Below are 17,619 nucleotides of genomic sequence, written 5' to 3'. Positions count from 1 at the left end.
TCCCCGCCGCACCGGGAAAATCGGCCGGCGGTGCGGTCACCCGGCTTAGGCTCGGGACCACCGGATCGCGCCGATCGGTCCGGTCTGCCGAATCCCGCCCGCGCTACCACTGCCGACCGTCGGGATGTGCACGGAAGGGGACGGCTGATGGTGACCAGCGGTCGCGCGCGGCGCGAGTTGACCGAACACCCCGTGCCTCACGTGTGTTGTCGGGACGCCGAGATCACGGGGATGCTGTGGTTCGGCGGGATTCCCGCGGCCGGCACCGGTGACACCCTGGTGGACTTCGAGGAGTTGTGGTTGGCGCAACGCCTGCTCACCCTGACCGACCGGACGGTGCCGGCACACCTCGTCCCCGGCGACTCCTGCTACCGCGTGCGCATCAAGGGTCCCGACGGCGCGACGACGGGACGACTGTCCACTCGCGACGAACGGATGAGCGCATGGCCCGCACGCGACGTCCGTTGGTGTGATGCGGGTTCGCTGTGGCGGGGCGCGTTCCTGACGCGCGGACGGGTTCGCCGTACCGGACCGGGTGTCGCCGTGGACGTGCGCTGCCCGGACCTTCGGTCCGCGCACGTGTTGTGCCGGTTGGCCGACCAGGTCGGGGTGCCCGCGCGCCGCCACACCGAGTGGGGGTGGCTGGCCGTGACCGTGTCTGGTGCCGAGCACGTCGGAAGTCTGTTCACCGCGATGGGGGCCGCGACCGCGACGGCCTGATCGCCCCGCACCGCCGAGCGGGGTGCCCGAGCGGCTCACGAACACCGCCCCGACACCCCGCCGCACCGGCGCTCAACCGCGCCCGGTGGTCACACCCGCGTCCAGCGCTGGTTGGCCGCGGCGTGGCAGGTCCACAACAACAGCTTCGTGTTCCTGCCCTTGCGGCCGCGCTCGACGTCCAGGCACAACCCCGACTGCACGCCCTTGATGGTGCCGTCGGGCTGGAACACCCACTGCTGGTTGGGCTGCCCGTTGCACCACCACACGATCACGCGTGTGCCCGGGGTCGTGCCACGGTCGTACGCGTCCAGGCACAACTTGTCGAACACGCGCAACTCCCCGGTGGACCAACTCGTCCACAACTGGCTGGGTTTGCCGTGGCAGTCCCAGATCTCGGCTTGGGCGCCCTCTTCGAACTTGCCGCCCTTCACGTCGATGCACCGCCCCGAACCCGCGCCCTTGATCGACGCCGTGGCACCGGCCGTCGGCACCGGCGCCGGCGTCGCCCCGGTCTCGCAGCCGGTGGCGTTGTCCGCGCAATCGACGACCACACCGGCCTCGATGATCGCTGCGACGTCGCGCACCGGGGTCAGGGCGAAACCGGACGCCGCGGCGATCTTGTCGTCCATGACGGCGTGGTAGCCGCGCAACTGCTCGGCGGTGAACTTGTTCCGCGGCACGTTGGCGACGACCTCGCCCACCACGACGTCGTCGAAGTAGGACAGGAACTCCCGCTCCGCCTCGGGCGAGTACACGCCGTGCCGCTGCACCGCGTCCTGGATCCCGGGGGTCGGCAGGCCGTCGACCGCGAGCCTGCGCCCCTCGGTCCGGAAGCACTTGCTCGCCTCATCCGGCGACAGGCCGCGGTGGTCGCAGCTCCAGCCCGGGACGTACATGTCCATCCACTGCGACCTGACCCGCTGCGCCATGAACGTCCGGGTGAACTCCGCCGATCCCTCACCCTCGTTGAGTTGGGCGAACGCCACGTCGAGGGCCTCGTGCGCACCCTTGACGAACCCGCCGCGCAACGCCTGGAGCATCTTCTCGGTGTCGGCGACGACCTGCTGCTTCGCCTCCCGCGCCGCCTGGGCCACCTCGGCGCCGCCATCGGTGGTCTCCCGCGCCTGCTGGTCGATCATCGCCATGGCGACGTGCGCGTTGAGCAGCACCTTCTCACGCCCCTCCGCGAAGAGCCGCTCGGCGGCGCCGACCAGTTCCACGACCGTCTTGTCCTGGAAAGCCGCGGTGACCGACTCCTGCCACGCCTTGTCGCGCTTCTTGACCAGCGACCCGACGTCGGTCCAGTTGTCGAACTTGAACGACGCGACGATGTTGACCACGACCCACGCGACGAAGGCCACCACGCCCAGCGCCAGCGAGGCGCCGCTGAGCCCGAGTTTGGACGCGACACCGGACAACAGGTACAGCAGGTTGACGACGACCCCGCCGGGATCCTGCTTCATCGCCGACCGGGCCACGCCCAGCGCGTCGCCCACGATGGGCACGAGCATCAGGATGGTCGACGCCTTCTCGAAGTCCGAAGCGTCCCGGCCGAAGGCGTCCTTGATCGACTCCAGCCACCGGTAGAACGTGTAGGGCGTCTTCATCTGGCCGACCACCGCCCAGGCCGCCTTGAAGGAGTTCGACGTCCTCCAGTCGGGCGAGTCCATCAGCAGCCTGCCCTCCGGGGCGACGGGGCCCATCGGGGCCTTGCCCGCCATCGCCCGCGCGGCGTTGTGCAGCCGCAGCTCGTCCGCGGAGATGCCGAAGCCGGCGACCGCGGAAGGGGAGATGGGCGCGACCGGGGCGCTGGGCGCGTCAGCGTGGGCGACGCCGCGACCGGCGGTCGTCGTCACCAGGAGTGCGAGCACGCAGCCGAGGACCAGGGGCACCACGCGCCTGATCGGTGTGGTGAACGGGCGGAAGGGCCGGCGGGAGCGCTGCCTGTCGATAACTGACATGGTTCCTCACAGGACAGTCGGGAGTCAGCGTGGTGGCCGCCCGTGCGCTGTGCTCCTGCTGGGTCGACCAGTTCGAAGTGTGCGTTGCGGCACATCGGGCGGCATCGGCCGGCTGACGGAGAAAACGCGCCCGCCGCAAGCGTTGTCGCCCGTCCAGGCCGCTTCGGCGCGCCGCGGTGTCCGAAGTGGAACGCAGCGTGACGCCCTCAGCGACGACGCCGGTGCGCCCACAGTCCGGCCACTAGCGCCATGATCCCGCCGAGCAGCACCAGCCCGAGGGACGTGCCGGAGACCGGCAGGAACGACGGCCGACCGTCTTCTCCCTCACGTGGCGCCCCGCGGTCGTTGCCGCGGTCGTCGTCGGAGTCGTCCGGGACGGGGCCGGGTTGGCTTGGCCGCGGGGTCGCCGAACCGCCGGGAGGGAGGTCGGCTCCCTGCAGGAACGGGAGTGCCACGGGCGTCTCCACGACGTCGTGTTCCACCAGGCCGCCGGGTGTCGGCGTGGACACCACGTTGCGCAGGTTGTGGTCCCCGGTGTCGGGCCGGTCGACGACCACCCGGTAGGTGGTGGTCGAGGACTGGCCCGGCGCGAGGCTGCCGGTCCACCTCAGCACGGAGGCGTCCAGCACGGCCGTGCCCAGGCTGCTGGTGAGCAGTTCGACCTGGCCGTCGTCCAGCACCCCGGACAGGTCGATGTCGAAGGCGGCGTCCGGGATCGGCTCGGAACCGGTGTTGGTCACCGTGACCGTGTAGGTGACGGCGCCGCCCTCCTCCGTGGCCGACCGGTCGGGCTCCAGCGTCACGACGAGGCTGACCACCGGGGTTTCCGTGGTGCTGGTCAGCAGCGATCCGCCGGCGCTGACGTCCGTGACCACGTTGTGCATCCGCCGGTCGCCGGTGACCGGGTTGTTCACGTGCACCGTGTAGGTCACGGTCGCCGTCCCACCCCGGGGAAGGCTGCCCCGCCAGGTGAGGATCGGGCTGGTGAAGGCGACCCTGCCCAGGTCGGCGTCCACGTCGCCGAAGGTGGCGTCGTCGAGCACCCCGGACAGGTCGTCGGTGAACTCCGCGCCGGTGATCGCGGTCGCGCCGGTGTTGGTGATCGTCACCGTGTAGGTGACCGCGCCGCCCGCGAGCGCCGCGGCCGTGCCGACGGACTTGTCGACGGTGAAGCTCCGCACGTCGGTCGCGGTGGTCACCGGGGACGTCGGCGCGCCGGGCGTCGGGCTGGACACCGAGTTGGCCAACCGGAGGTCCCCGGTGACCGGGTTGCGCACCCGCACCCGGTACGTCGTCGTCGCCGTCTGCCCGACCGCCAGGTCACCGGTCCAGGTCAGGGTGCTCCCGGACGACGACGCCGAGCCGGAGTCGGCGGCGGCGTCCACGAACTCCGCGTCGTCGAGCACGCCGGACAGGTCGTCGGTGAGCACCGCGCCCGTGATCGGCACGCGACCCGCGTTCGTCGCGGTCAGCGTGTAGGTGACGGTGTCGCCGGCCACGACCGTGGCGCGGTCGACGCTCTTGCCGAACGTGAGGCCGCGCAGCGCGGTGTCGGTGGTGACGGGTGAACCCGGTCCGCCGGCGGTGGCCGTGGTGACGCTGTTGTGGAGGTTGCCGTCGCCGCGCAGCGGGTTGGCGACCACCACCGAGTAGGTCGCCGTGGCGGAGCCGCCGACCGGGAGGTCACCGGTCCAGGTCAGCCTCGGCAGGGTGGCCGTGACCGTGCCGGTGGTGGCGCTCGCGGAGCCGAAGGACGCGTCGTCGAGCACGCCGTTGAGGCTGTCGGTGAACTGGGCGCCGGGGATCGCGGTGGTGCCGGTGTTGGTGATCGTCACCGTGTAGGTGACCGTGTCGCCCGCCGCGGCCGTGGCCTTGTCCACGCTCTTGGTCAGGGCCACGGAGGTGACCGGGGTGTCGGTCGTCGACGCCGTGGCCGGTCCGCCGGGGGTCGTGGTGGAGGCGCTGTTGCGCAGGTGGCCGTCCCCCGTCACGGGGTTGTCGACCGTGACCGTGTAGCGCACGACCGCCGATCCGCCCGCGACCAGGTCACCGGTCCAGGTCAGCACCGGCGAGGCGAACGTCGCGGTGCCGGTGCTGGCGACGACCGTGCCCCACACGGCGTCGTCGAGCGCCCCGGACAGGTCGTCGGTGAACTCCGCGCCGGTGATGCGGGCCGTTCCGGTGTTGTGCAGCGTCACCGTGTAGGTGACGGTGTCGCCGGCCGCCGCCGTGCCGCGGTCCACCGTCTTGGCCAGCGTCAGCGCGGTCACCCGGGTGTCGGTGGTGGCCGGGGCCGTCGGCCCGCCCGGCGTGGTCGTGGTGACGCTGTTGCGCAGTCGTCCGTCGCCCACGACCGGGTTGGCGACGGTGGCGGTGTAGGTCACCGTGGCGGACCCGCCGGGCGCGAGGTCGCCGGTCCACGTCAGGGCGGACGAGCCGAGCGCGGCGGTGCCGCTGGTCGCCGTGACGGGTCCGGGCGTGGCGTCGTCGAGGACGCCCGACAGGTCGTCGGTGAACTCCGCGCCGCTGATCGGGACGCGGCCCGTGTTGGTGACGACGACGGTGTAGGTGACGGTGCCGCCGGCGGCGACCGTCGTCCGGTCGGCGGTCTTGGTCAGGGTCATCGCCGTGATCGGCGTGTCCGTCACCGCGGGGGCCACGGTGGCGCCCGGGCTGGTCGAGGTCACGCTGTTGTGGAGGTTCCCGTCGCCGGTGACCGGGTTGCGGACGATGATTGTGTAGGTGATCGTCGCGACGGCGCCCGGCGCCAGGGTGCCGTTCCACCGGACGCTGTTCCCCACCGACCGCGGTGTGCCCGCGCTCGCGGTCAACGAGTCGATCACGGCGTCGTCCAGGACGCCGGACAGGTCGTCGGTGAAGGTGGCGTTGGAGATCGTCGTCGCGCCGGGGTTGCCCACCGTCACGGTGTAGGTGACGGTGCCGCCCGCGACGGCCGTCGTGCGGTCGACGGTCTTGGACACCGTCATCGCCGTCACGCGGGTCGTGGCGGTCGGCGACAGCACCGACGCCCCCGGCGTCGTGGTGGTCACGGTGTTGCGCAGCACGGCGTCCCCGGTGACGGGATCGTTGAGCACCACCGGATAGGTGATCGTCGCGGTCTCGCCCGCCGGCAGGGCCCCGGTCCACACGAGGGTCGGGCCCGTCACCGACGCGCTGCCCAGGCTCGCCGTCGGCGTGCCCACGACCGCGTCGTCCAGCACCATCGCCAGGTCGTCGGTGAAGGTGGCGTCGGGGATGTCGAGCACGCCGGTGTTGCGCACGGTCACGGTGTAGGTGACGGTGCCGCCCGCGACGGCCGTCGTGCGGTCGACGGTCTTGGACACGGTCATCGCGGTGACCGGGGTGATGGTCGTGGACGGTGTCGTGGGTCCGCCGGGGGTCGATGTGGTGGCGCTGTTGACGAGCCTGCGGTCCCCGGAGACCGGGTTGTTGACGGTCACGGTGTAGGTGATCGTCGCGGACTGGCCGGGTGCCAGGTCGCCGGTCCAGGTCAGGGTGGGCGAGGTGAACGAGGCTGTTCCGGTGTTCGCGGTGACGGAGCCGAAGGTCGCGTCGTCGAGCACCCCGATGAGGTCGTCGGCGACGCCGGCCCCGCTGATCGCCGCCGCGCCGGTGTTGGTGACGGTGAGCCGGTAGGTCACCGTGTCCCCGGCGGCGGTGGTCGCGCGGTCGACGGTCTTGTCCACGGTCAGCGCGCTGATCACGGTGTCGGTGGCCACCGGTGCGGCCGGGCCGCCGGGGATGTCGGACGCGGCGCTGTTGCGCAGGTGCCCGTCGCCGGTCACGGGGTTGTGGACCCGGACGGCATAGCGCACGGTCACCGACAGGCCGGGGCTCAGGGTGCCCGTCCAGGTCAGCGTCGTGGGTTCGACGGCGGTCGACCCGGTGGTGGCGGTGATGATGCCCAGGGTCCCGTCGTCCAGCACCCCGGACAGGTCGTCGGTGAAGGTGGCGTCGGTGATGGTGGTCGAACCGGTGTTGGTCATGACCACCGTGTAGGTCACCGTGTCGCCCGCCGCGGCGACGGCGGTGCTCACGGACTTCTCCAGGGTGAAGCTGGTGACCGGGGTGTCGGTCGCCGAGGCCGGGACGCTCGCGCCGGGGGTCGTGGTGGTGACGCTGTTGCGCAGCCTGCTGTCGCCGGTGACGGGGTTGTCCACGACCACGGTGTAGGTGACGGTCTCGGTGGCGCCGACGGCCAGGTCGCCGGTCCAGGTCAGGGTCGGCGGGGAGAGCGAGGTGCTGCCGGTCGTCGCGGTGACCGTGCCGAAGACGGCGTCGTCCAGGACGCCGGACAGGTCGTCGGTGAAGGTGGCTCCGGGAACGGGCGTGGTCCCCGTGTTCCGGACCGTCACGGTGTAGGTGACGGTGTCGCCGGCCGCCGCCGCGGGCTGGCTGACGCTCTTGGTCACGGTCATGGCGGTGATCGGGGTGTCGAGCGCGATCGGGGTGCCGGGTGCGCCGGCCGTCGTGGAGGTGACGCTGTTGCGCAGCACGCCGTCACCCGACACCGGGTTGCGGACGGTCACCGTGTACCGCACCGTGGCGGTCGCGCCCGTGGCCAGGTTCCCGGACCAGGTCAACGTCGTGGCCGACACCGCGGCGCTGCCGACGCTGGAGGTCAGGCTCAGCACCGACGCGTCGTCCAGCACTCCCGACAGGTCGTCGGTGAACCGCGCGGGGTTGAGCGGTGTGGCGCCGGTGTTGGTGACCGACACGGTGTAGGTGACGGTGCCGCCGGCCGCGACGCTCGCCTGGTCGACCGTCTTGGTCAACGTCACGGCGGTGATCGGCGTGGTCGTCACGACGGGCGACGGCGGCGCGCCCGGAGTGGTCGAGCGCGCGCTGTTGCGCAGCCTGCCGTCCCCGGTCACCGGGTTGTTCACGGTGACGCTGTAGGTGATCGTCGCGGACTCGCCGGGCGCGAGGTCCCCGGTCCACGTCAGCGAGGACCCGGTGGTCGAGACCGTCCCGGTGGTCGCGTTCACCGCCCCGAGCGCGGCGTCGTCGAGGACGCCGGCGAGGTCGTCGGTGAACGTCGCCGCGGTGATGGGCACCTGGCCGCTGTTGCGGATCGTGACCGTGTAGGTCACCGGGCTCCCGGCGGCGGCGACCGCGCGATCGGCGTTCTTCGTCAGCGCGATCGCCGAGATCGGGGTGTCGGTGGTGACCGGTGTCGTGGGTCCGCCCGGGGTGGTCGTGGTCGCGCTGTTGCGCAGGCGGCCGTCGCCGCTCACCGGGTTGCGGACGGTGACCGTGTAGGTGATCACCGCGGTCTCGCCGGGATCGAGGCTGCCCGACCAGCTCAACGTCGCCCCGGACACCGACACCACACCCACGCCGGCGGACGTCGTGGTCAACGCCGCGTCGTCCAGGACGCCGGTCAGGTCGTCGGAGAGCTGCGCGTTGGTCAGCGGCGCTTGGCCCGTGTTCTGCACGGTCAGCGTGTAGGTGACCGTGCTGCCCGCTGTCGCCACACCGGTGTCCGCGGTCTTGGACAACGACATCCGGGCCAGCGGCGTGGAGGTTCCGGCGGGCGCCGTGCCCGGCACCGTCGAGGTCACCGTGTTGTCCAGGAGCAGGTCCCCGGTCAGCGGCGAGTCGACCGTCATCGTGTACGTGATGGTGGCCGTCGCCCCGGCTTGCAGCAGACCCTCCCACGACAGGACCGGCTCCGCGTACGACACCGTCCCGGCGGGTCCGGCGTTGACGGTCACCACCGCGTCGTTGTTGTAGGTCGCGTCGTCCAACGCGGCGGACAGGTCGTCGGACAGGTTGGCCAGCAGGGTGGGCAGGAAGTCCACTCGGGAGGCGTTGCGCGCGGTGACGGTGAAGGTGAGGACGTCGCCGGGCCGCGCGGACGACTGCGACACGCGCTTGGTCAGCACCAGCGAGGGGTCGATGAACTGCACCGACGCCGATCCCGGGAGCAGCACGCCCACGGGTGAGCCGACGTTGGCGGCGCTGTTGGTGTAGGTGCCGGCGGCGGCGGAGGTGACGTCGACCGACAGGGTGCAGGACGCCTGGCCGGCGAGCAGGTCGGCGCGGTAGGCCGCGGTGGTGCCGCCGGCGGTGGCCGTCACCGACCCGTTGGCACACGTGGTGGTGGCGTTGGCGGGCGAGGCGACGACCAGCCCGGCGGGCAGGGTGTCGGTCCACGAGGTGCCCGGCTTGGCGAGCAGGTCGTCGGTGTTCGTCAGGGTGAACGTCAGCGTGGTCACGCCGCCGGTGGGCACCGCGGTCGGGGAGAACTCCTTGTCCAGCTGGGGTGTCACGTCCACGATGGCCAGGTCGTCCAGCGCGCCGTCGTTGCCGACCGCGCTGCCCTGCCCGTTGACCAACCGCAGGGTCTTGGGCCCGGCCGGGGGCATCACGGCGGTGTCGCCGAGGCTCCGGCCCACCTGGATCGTCTGCCCGTTGACCACCACGGTGTTGCTGTGGTCGCAGCCGTCGATCGGGGTCGAGGTCGTCGGGAAGGTGGAGGTGCCGGCGACGAGGCTGAACGAGTACTGCGGGTGGGGCGAACCGCAGTTCATGTAGGCCGTGGTGACCGCGACGGTGTAGAAGTGGTTCGCCACCGTGGTGAAGGTGCTCTGGGTGCGCAACTGGACCTGGTTCGCGCCGCCGCACACCTGACCGGAGTTGAACTGCGGTGAGGCGGTGTCCGCGCAGTTGCCGGTGAACGCCGACAGCACCCGGTTGCGCGCCGGGGACGCGACACCCTGGAACCGGCCGATCGCCTCGGCCAACGACCGCGCGTTGCTCCAGTTCGACACCGCGCACCCGGCTGTTCCCGCCGCCGCGGGGAACGCCGAGGCCCCGTCCATGACCCACCCGTTGCAGTCGCGCAACCACCCCGGGTCGGCGGTGTAGGTCGCGCCCGAGGAGCCCGTGCTGCCGGTGTATCCGGTGACCAGCGTCGGGATGGTGACCGCGGAGTTCTCGAAGTTCTCCAGGAACGGCGTGGTGCCCGGCTGGGGCGTGCCCGGTGTGCCCGGAGCGGCCTGGCCGCGGTCCACGGGGGACAACAGCGCGGCAAGGGCGGCCACGATCGCCAGGAGCACGGCGGCCGGGCGAGAACGCCGGGCACGGGGTCGGTCGTGGGCGACCCACGACTCCGCGCTCGCCGGGTGACTCCGCAGACCCATGTCGCACTCCACACCGCATCGGCGTCGTGTCCAGCGCGTCACCGCCGTGGGTGCGACCACCCGGTCCGGCGCACGCGTGCCTGCCGGTCAGACCGGGCGGATCGCCCCGCTATGACGCCGGAGGGCGGCCGGGCCACCTCCGCCACCGGGGTCGTTGCGCATGCCGGTCCACGTCATAACAGAGCCGGTCGGGCTGTCATCGGTGGAGCCGTCGTCGGACCGCGATGCCGGGAAGGAGCGCCATGTCCACGAACAGCCGCAGCGGGAAAGCCGTCCGGGTCCTGCTCGTGGTGGCGCTTGTCGCAGCGGCTCTCGCGGTGCCCACACCCACGGCCACCGGCGCGCAGATCGAGCCGTTGACCCTGGGCTACCAGACGTCGGTCTACGGCGACTTCATCCACGTGGGCAACGGGAACATGCGCTGCCCGACCGCCGCGGACAACGTTCCGACTTACGGCTTCGCCGTGGAGAGGTGCACCAACTACGCGCAGACCCGCTCCGGGACACCGATGAGCAACAACTGGTTCTACATGAAGTTCGCCGACGTCGACTCCGACCCCACGACCTTCAACTCCAGCACCGCCCAGGCCACGATCCCGCCGGGAGCGACGGTCAAGTACGCGCGGCTCAACTGGAGCGGGATGCTGCCGACCAACACGAACTCCTGCCTGGGCGGCGCGGCCACCTACGGCGGGCGGCCCCCCGGCAGTGCCGACACCCAGCCGGTTCGGCTCTCCGTCGGATCGGCTCCCCCCATCGACTTCGCGCCCGACCACTACGCGTCCGTCGCGGCCGGCACGACACCGGGCCACTACGCCGCCTACGCCGACGTGACGTCCGCGTTCGCCAACGCCCCCACCGGAACGGCGCTCGACCTCACCGTCGGCAACATCTGGGGCTTCGAAGGAGCCAACTGCACCGCCGGGTGGTCCATCGACATCGTCTACGAATACCCCGAGCCCGATCCGACCTACGCCCCGAACAAGCGCAACGTCTACCTCTACAACGGGTTGATCGTCCAAGCGCCGCGCGAGGCCGCCGTGTCGACCACGATCAGCGGCTTCAAGGCGGCCCTGCCGACCTCCCGCATCGGGATCACCGCCTTCGACGGCGACGCCGGCGGCGCGACCGGCGACCGCTTCCGCGTCAACGGGATCGAGCAACGGGAACCGTTGACGAACGCCCTCGGCAACTTCTTCAACGGCAACGCCGACGGCAACACCAACCCCGGCTACAGCGACACGATGACCATCGACGCCAAGTCGATCACGTCCAGCGCCGGGTCGATCCCCGCGGGCTCGACGAGCGCGACGCTGACGTTCTCCACCTCCAGCGACGGCTTCCTGTTCACCAACCTCGCCTTCTCCACCGCCGTCGCCGAACTGGACGTGCTCAAGGTCGCGGACCCCGCCGTCGTGCACGAGGGCGACACCGTGACCTTCACCATCACGGCCACGAACCGGTCCGCTCTGCCCCTGTCCAACGTCGTGTTCGACGACCCCCTCGCGCCGGACTGCAACACGACGATCCCGACCATCGCGGCCAACGAGACGATCAGCTACACCTGCACCACGATCGCCGGATCCGACGACTTCACCAACACCATCACCGCGACCGGGACCGACCAGTTCGGCGACGCCATCTCCGACGTCGCCGAGACCGTGGTCGACGTCATCCACCCCGCGATCGAGGTCGTCAAGGACGTCACGCCGGCGCAGGCCGAGGAAGGCGACACCGTCACCTACACGATCACCGTCCGCAACACCGGTGACGTGCCGCTCACCGACATCACCGTCGACGACCCCCTGCTGACGGCGTGCAGCACGACGTTCGCGAGCCTGGCGGCGGGGGCCGCCATCACCTACACCTGCACCGGTCAGGCACCAGCCGACGACGTCACCAACACCATCACCGCGACCGGCCGGGACAGCATCGGTGGCCTCTCGACCGACACCGACGACGCCCTGTTGGACGTCATCCACCCCGGCATGGCGATCACGAAGTCGGTCGACCGGCCCACCGCCGCCGCGGGCGACACCGTGACCTACACCATCACCGTCACCAACACCGGCGACGTCCCACTAGCGGCACCCACCAACCAGGCCAGCATCGCCGACGACCTGACCGGCGTCCTGGACGACGCCGTCTTCGGCACCGCCTCGGCCGACCTCGGCACGCCTTCGTTCACCAGCCCCACCCTGTCCTGGAGCGGCGACCTGCCCGTCGGCGCCACCGCCACCATCACCTACACCGTCACCGTCAACGACCCGATCACCGGCGACGGCCGCCTGCTCAACGCGGCCACGGGCACCACGCCCGAACTCGACCCGGGACCGCCGCAGCGGACCGACACGCCGATCGCGGCGCTCGCGCTGACCAAGTCGGTCGACCGGGTCACCGCCAACGCCCCCGACACGGTCACGTACACGATCACCGTCACCAACACCGGTCAGACCGACCTGGTCGGGGCGAGCATCGCCGACGACCTGACCGGGGTCGTGGACGACGCCACGTTCGGCGCCGCGACCGCCACCACCGGCACCGCCACCTTCACCAGCCCCACCCTCACCTGGACCGGCGACCTGCCCGTCGGCGCCACCGCCACCATCACCTACACCGTCACCGTCAACAACCCGCTCACCGGCGACGGTCTCCTGGTCAACTCGGCCCGGCACACGACTCCGAGCCTCAACCCCGCTCCCCCGGTGACGACCACCACCCCGATCGCGGCCCTGGCGATCGACAAGGTCGTGGACCGGCCGACCGCCGCCGGCGGCGACACCGTGACCTACACGATCACCGTGCGGAACATCGGCCAGGCCCCCATCGTCGGCGCGAGCATCGCCGACGACCTGACCGGGGTCCTGGACGACGCGGCCTTCGGCACCGCCACGGTCTCCACCGGGTCGAGCAGCCTCAACGAGCCGATCCTGACGTGGACCGGCGACCTCCCCGTCGGTGGCTCCGCCACGATCACCTACACCGTCACCGTCAACAACCCGCTCACCGGCGACGGGCACCTGGACAACACCGTCACCAGCACCACTCCCGGGATGGAGTCGATTCCCGCGGTGCGCACCTCCACCCCCGTCGCCGACATCGACATCGCCAAGATCGTCGACAGGCCCAGCACCACCGCCGGCGACGTCGTGACCTACACGATCACCGTCACCAACACCGGCCAGGTGCCGTTCACCGCGCCCACCAACCCGGCGACGTTCTCCGACGACCTGACCGGAGTCTTGGACGACGCCACGTTCGGCACGGCCACCGCGACCACCGGCTCCGCCACGTTCACCGCCCCCGCCCTGACCTGGACGGGCGACCTGCCGGTCGGCGGCTCCGCGACGATCACCTACACGGTCACCGTCAACGACCCGCTCACCGGCGACGGCCGCCTCGACAACGCCGTCACCAACACCACATCGGGACTTCCGCCCGAACCACCCGTGGTGACCAGCACCCCGATCACGGCGATGGCCGTCACCAAGACGGTGGACCGCGCGAGCGCGGCCGTCGGCGACACCGTCACCTACACGATCACGGTCGCCAACACCGGGCAAACCACCATCACCGGCGCCACCATCACCGATGACCTCACCGGCGTCCTGGACGACGCGACCGTGCAGTCCACCACCTCGTCCACCGGCACCACCCAACTGGCTCCCCCGACCTTGACCTGGACCGGAGACCTGCCCGTCGGCGGCTCGGCCACCATCACCTACACCGTCACCGTCCACAACCCGCTCACCGGCGACGGGACGCTCACCAACGCCGTCACCAACACCACCCCCGAACTCCCACCGCAACCACCCGTGCTCACCAGCACCCCCATCGCCGCGATGGAGATCACCAAATCGGTGGACCGCGCGAGCGCGGCCGTCGGCGACACCGTCACCTACACCATCACGGTCACCAACACCGGCCAGGTGCCGTTCACCGCGCCCACCAACGCGGCAGCGTTCTCCGACGACCTGACCGGCGTCCTGGACGACGCCACCTTCGGCACCGCCACCGCGACCACCGGCACCACCGACTTCTCCTACCCGACCCTCACCTGGACCGGAGACCTGCCCGTCGGCGCCACCGCGACCATCACCTACACCGTCACCGTCCACAACCCGCTCACCGGCGACGCGACCCTCGACAACGCCGTCACCAACACCACCCCCGAGTTCCCACCGCAACCGCCGGTCCTGACCAGCACCCCCGTCACCGCGATGGAGATCGCCAAGACCGTCGACCGGTTCACCGCGGCCACAGGCGACACCGTCACCTACTCCATCACCGTCACCAACACCGGCCAGACCACCATCGCCGGCGCGACGATCACCGACGACCTGTCGGGTGTCCTGGACGACGCCACCTTCGGCAGCGCGAGCGCCTCCACCGGCACCACCCGACTCGCGCCGCCGCTGCTGACCTGGACCGGCAACCTGCCCGTCGGCAGTTCAGCGACCATCACCTACACCGTCACCGTCAACAACCCGGTCACCGGCGACGCGACCCTCCGCAACGCCGTCACCAACACCACCCCCGAACTCCCACCCGGACCGCCCGTCGAGACGGTCACCCCCATCGCCGCGCTCGTCATCGACAAGACCGTCGACACACCCTCAGCAAACCCGGGCGACACCGTCACCTACACGATCACCGTCACCAACACCGGACAGGCCGAGGTGTTGGGAGCCACCATCACCGACGACCTGTCGGGTGTCCTGGACGACGCCACCTTCGGCACGGTCACGACCGCCACGGGTACCGCGGGGCTCAACGGAACCACGCTCACCTGGACCGGCGACCTACCCGTGGGAACCGCGGCCACCATCACCTACACCGTCACCGTCAACGACCCGCTCACCGGCGACGGACACCTGGACAACGCCGTCACCAACACCACCCCCGGCTTCCCGCCGCAACCACCCGTGCTCACCTCCACCCCCGTCGCCGCGGTTGACATCATCAAGTCCGTCGACCGCACCAGCGCCGCCCCAGGGGACACGGTCACCTACACGGTGACCGTCACCAACACCGGACAGGCCCAGGTGTCGGGAGCCTCCATCACCGACGACCTGTCGGGCGTCGTGGACGACGCCACCTTCGGCACCGCCACCGCGACCACCGGCTCCGCCACGTTCACCGCCCCCACCCTCACCTGGACCGGCGACCTGCCCGTCGGCGGCTCCGCCACCATCACCTACACCGTCACCGTCAACAACCCGGTCACCGGCGACGGACACCTGGACAACACCGCCACCAACACCACCCCCGGCTTCCCGCCCCAACCGCCCGCCCAGACCCAGACCCCCATCACCGCGCTGACGATCACCAAAGCGGTCGACCGGCCCTCCGCCTTCCCCGGTGACACCGTCACCTTCACGATCACCGTGACCAACGCCGGACAAACCACGATCACCGGCGCCACCGTCACCGACGACCTCACCGACGTCCTCGACGACGCCACCTTCGACACCGCGAGCGCCTCCACCGGAACCAGCCAGCTCGCGCCGCCGCTGCTGACCTGGACCGGCGACCTGCCCATCGGGGCCTCGGCGACCATCACCTACACCGTCACCGTCAACAACCCGGTCACCGGCGACGGAAGCCTGGACAACGCCGTCACCAACACCACCCCCGGGCACAACCCCGAGCCGCCCGTCCGCACCACCACGCCGATCACCGCGCTGGACATCGACAAGACCGTCGACAAACCCGCTGCCGCAGCGGGAGACCTGGTGACCTACACCCTCACGCTCACCAACACCGGCCAGACCACGATCACCGGCGCCCAGGTGACCGACGACCTCACCGACGTCCTGGACGACGCCACCTTCGGCACAGTCACCGCCTCGACCGGTTCGGCGACCATCAGCGGGACGGCGCTCACGTGGACCGGCGACCTGGCCGTGGGCGGCACAGCCACGATCACCTACACCGTCACGGTCAACAACCCGCTCACCGGCAACCACGTCCTCGGCAACGCGGTCACCAACACCACCCCCGGCTTCCCGCCCCAACCGCCCGTGCTCACCACCACCCCTGTCGCCGCCCTCGACATCACCAAGCAGGTCGACAAACCCACCGCCGTCGCGGGCGACACCGTCACCTACACCATCACCGTCACCAACCGCGGCCAGACGACGATCACCGGCGCCACCATCACCGACGACCTCACCGGCGTCCTCGACGACGCCGCCTTCGGCACGGTCACGGCCACCATCGGCACTCCGCTGTTCGCCGCCCCCACCCTCACCTGGACCGGGGACCTCGCCAGCGGCGACAGCGCCGTCATCACCTACACCGTGACCGTCAACGACACGCTCACCGGCGACGGCCTGCTGGCGAACTCGGTCACCGACACCACCCCGGGCCACAACCCCACCCCGCCGATCCGCACCGCCACGCCCGTCGGCGTGATCAGGCTGGACAAGGCCGTCGACCGCGGCTCCACGACCGTGGGCGGCACCGTCTCCTACACCCTGACGGTCACCAACACCGGTCAAGGCCCGGTGACCGGCGCACGCGTAGACGACGACCTCACCGACGTGCTGGACGACGCCGACCTCGACACGTTCACCACCACCGCGGGATCGGTCACGTTCCTGAGCCCGACCCTGACCTGGACCGGCGACCTCGCCGCCGGCGCGTCCGCGACCGTCACCTACACCGTGACCGTGTCCGACCCGATCAGCGGGGACGGGATCCTGCGCAACTCCGCGGCCAACACCACCCCCGGCATGGGCACGCAACCCCCGGTCGACACCGTCACGCCCGTCGCGGACCTCGACCTGGCGAAGGAGGTGGACCAGAGCCAAGTCAGCGCCGGCGGCACCCTCACCTACACCATCACCATCACCAACACCGGCCAGGTCGGCTTCGCCGCACCCGCCAATCCGGCGCACATCTCCGACAACCTCACCGACGTCCTCGACGACGCCCGGTTCGACTCCGCCACAGCCGACCGGGGCCGCACGACCTTCACGAGCCCGACCCTCGTGTGGACCGGCGACCTGCCCATCGGCGCCACCGCCACCATCACCTACACCGTCACCGTCGACAACCCGATCACCGACGGCGACGCTATGCTCGACAACAGCGTCACCAACACCACCCCGGGATTGTCCGACCCGCCTGTGGAAACCTCGACCCCGGTGTCCGCTGTGGACATCACGAAGTCCGCTGACGTCGAACGGGCCGTCGAAGGCGACGTGGTCACCTACCAGGTGGTTGTGACCAACACCGGAAACGCAGCCGTGCAGGACATCGACTTCACCGACGACCTCAGCGACGTACTGGACGACGCCACCTGGGCCGACGTGGCGACCAGCACCGGCACAGCCACCTTCACCACGCCCTTCCTGTCCTGGACCGGTGATCTCGCCATCGGCAAGTCCACCACGATCACCTACCGCGTCGTCGTCAACGTCCCCGACCGGGGAGACCTCACCCTGGACAACGTCGTGACCAGCCGCACGCCAGGCACTCCACCCGACCCCATCACCACCACAACCCCCGTCGACCTCAGCTCAACCGGAACACCGCCACCCGCCATACCCGTCACCGGGCGCTCGCTCGTCGCCATACCGCTCGTCGGGGTCGCCCTCATCGGCCTCGGATGGGCCCTCTCCAAGCCGAAACACCGACAGAAGCGCTTCGGGCGGTGACATCGCGCGCTGCCGCGGCGGCCTCCCCGGTGTTCCTCCGGCACAGCGCGTCATAGCGCCACCTCAGCCGGTGTCAGCGAGCCAGCCAGTCCGCAGGCCCGGCCA

At 70.9% G+C, this 17,619-nt stretch carries 4 protein-coding genes; 2 read left to right on the top strand and 2 right to left on the bottom strand.

Annotation, left to right across the window (positions count from 1 at the left end; genetic code table 11):
- The first annotated feature begins 147 nt into the window (after positions 1–147).
- Positions 148–720: a hypothetical protein gene (locus AB0A74_RS01170; RefSeq protein WP_358246864.1), complete on the top strand. Its 573-nt coding sequence runs from the start codon at positions 148–150 to the stop codon at positions 718–720.
- A gap of 89 nt (positions 721–809) precedes the next feature.
- On the opposite strand, the gene AB0A74_RS01165 is transcribed toward AB0A74_RS01170, so the two are convergent.
- A complete protein-coding gene (locus AB0A74_RS01165) occupies positions 810–2,681 on the bottom strand; it encodes an RICIN domain-containing protein (protein ID WP_358246863.1) in 1,872 nt (623 codons plus the stop codon).
- Between the two features lie 206 nt (positions 2,682–2,887).
- Positions 2,888–9,850 (bottom strand): hypothetical protein, encoded by a 6,963-nt coding sequence (locus AB0A74_RS01160; protein ID WP_358246862.1) that lies wholly within the window; start codon positions 9,848–9,850, stop codon positions 2,888–2,890.
- 242 nt (positions 9,851–10,092) lie between these two features.
- Here AB0A74_RS01160 and AB0A74_RS01155 point away from each other — a divergent pair, with 242 nt between their 5' ends.
- Positions 10,093–17,514 carry a hypothetical protein gene (locus tag AB0A74_RS01155; protein WP_358246861.1) on the top strand — a complete coding sequence of 2,474 codons (7,422 nt, stop codon included), beginning with the start codon at positions 10,093–10,095 and terminating at the stop codon, positions 17,512–17,514.
- The last annotated feature ends 105 nt before the right edge of the window (positions 17,515–17,619 follow it).

Origin of the sequence: Saccharothrix sp. NPDC042600 (genome assembly GCF_040647305.1) — a bacterium.
GTDB lineage: Bacteria > Actinomycetota > Actinomycetes > Mycobacteriales > Pseudonocardiaceae > Actinosynnema > Actinosynnema mutabilis.
Note: the sequence above shows the minus strand (reverse complement) of the source record. Positions and strands in the feature narration are given on the sequence as shown.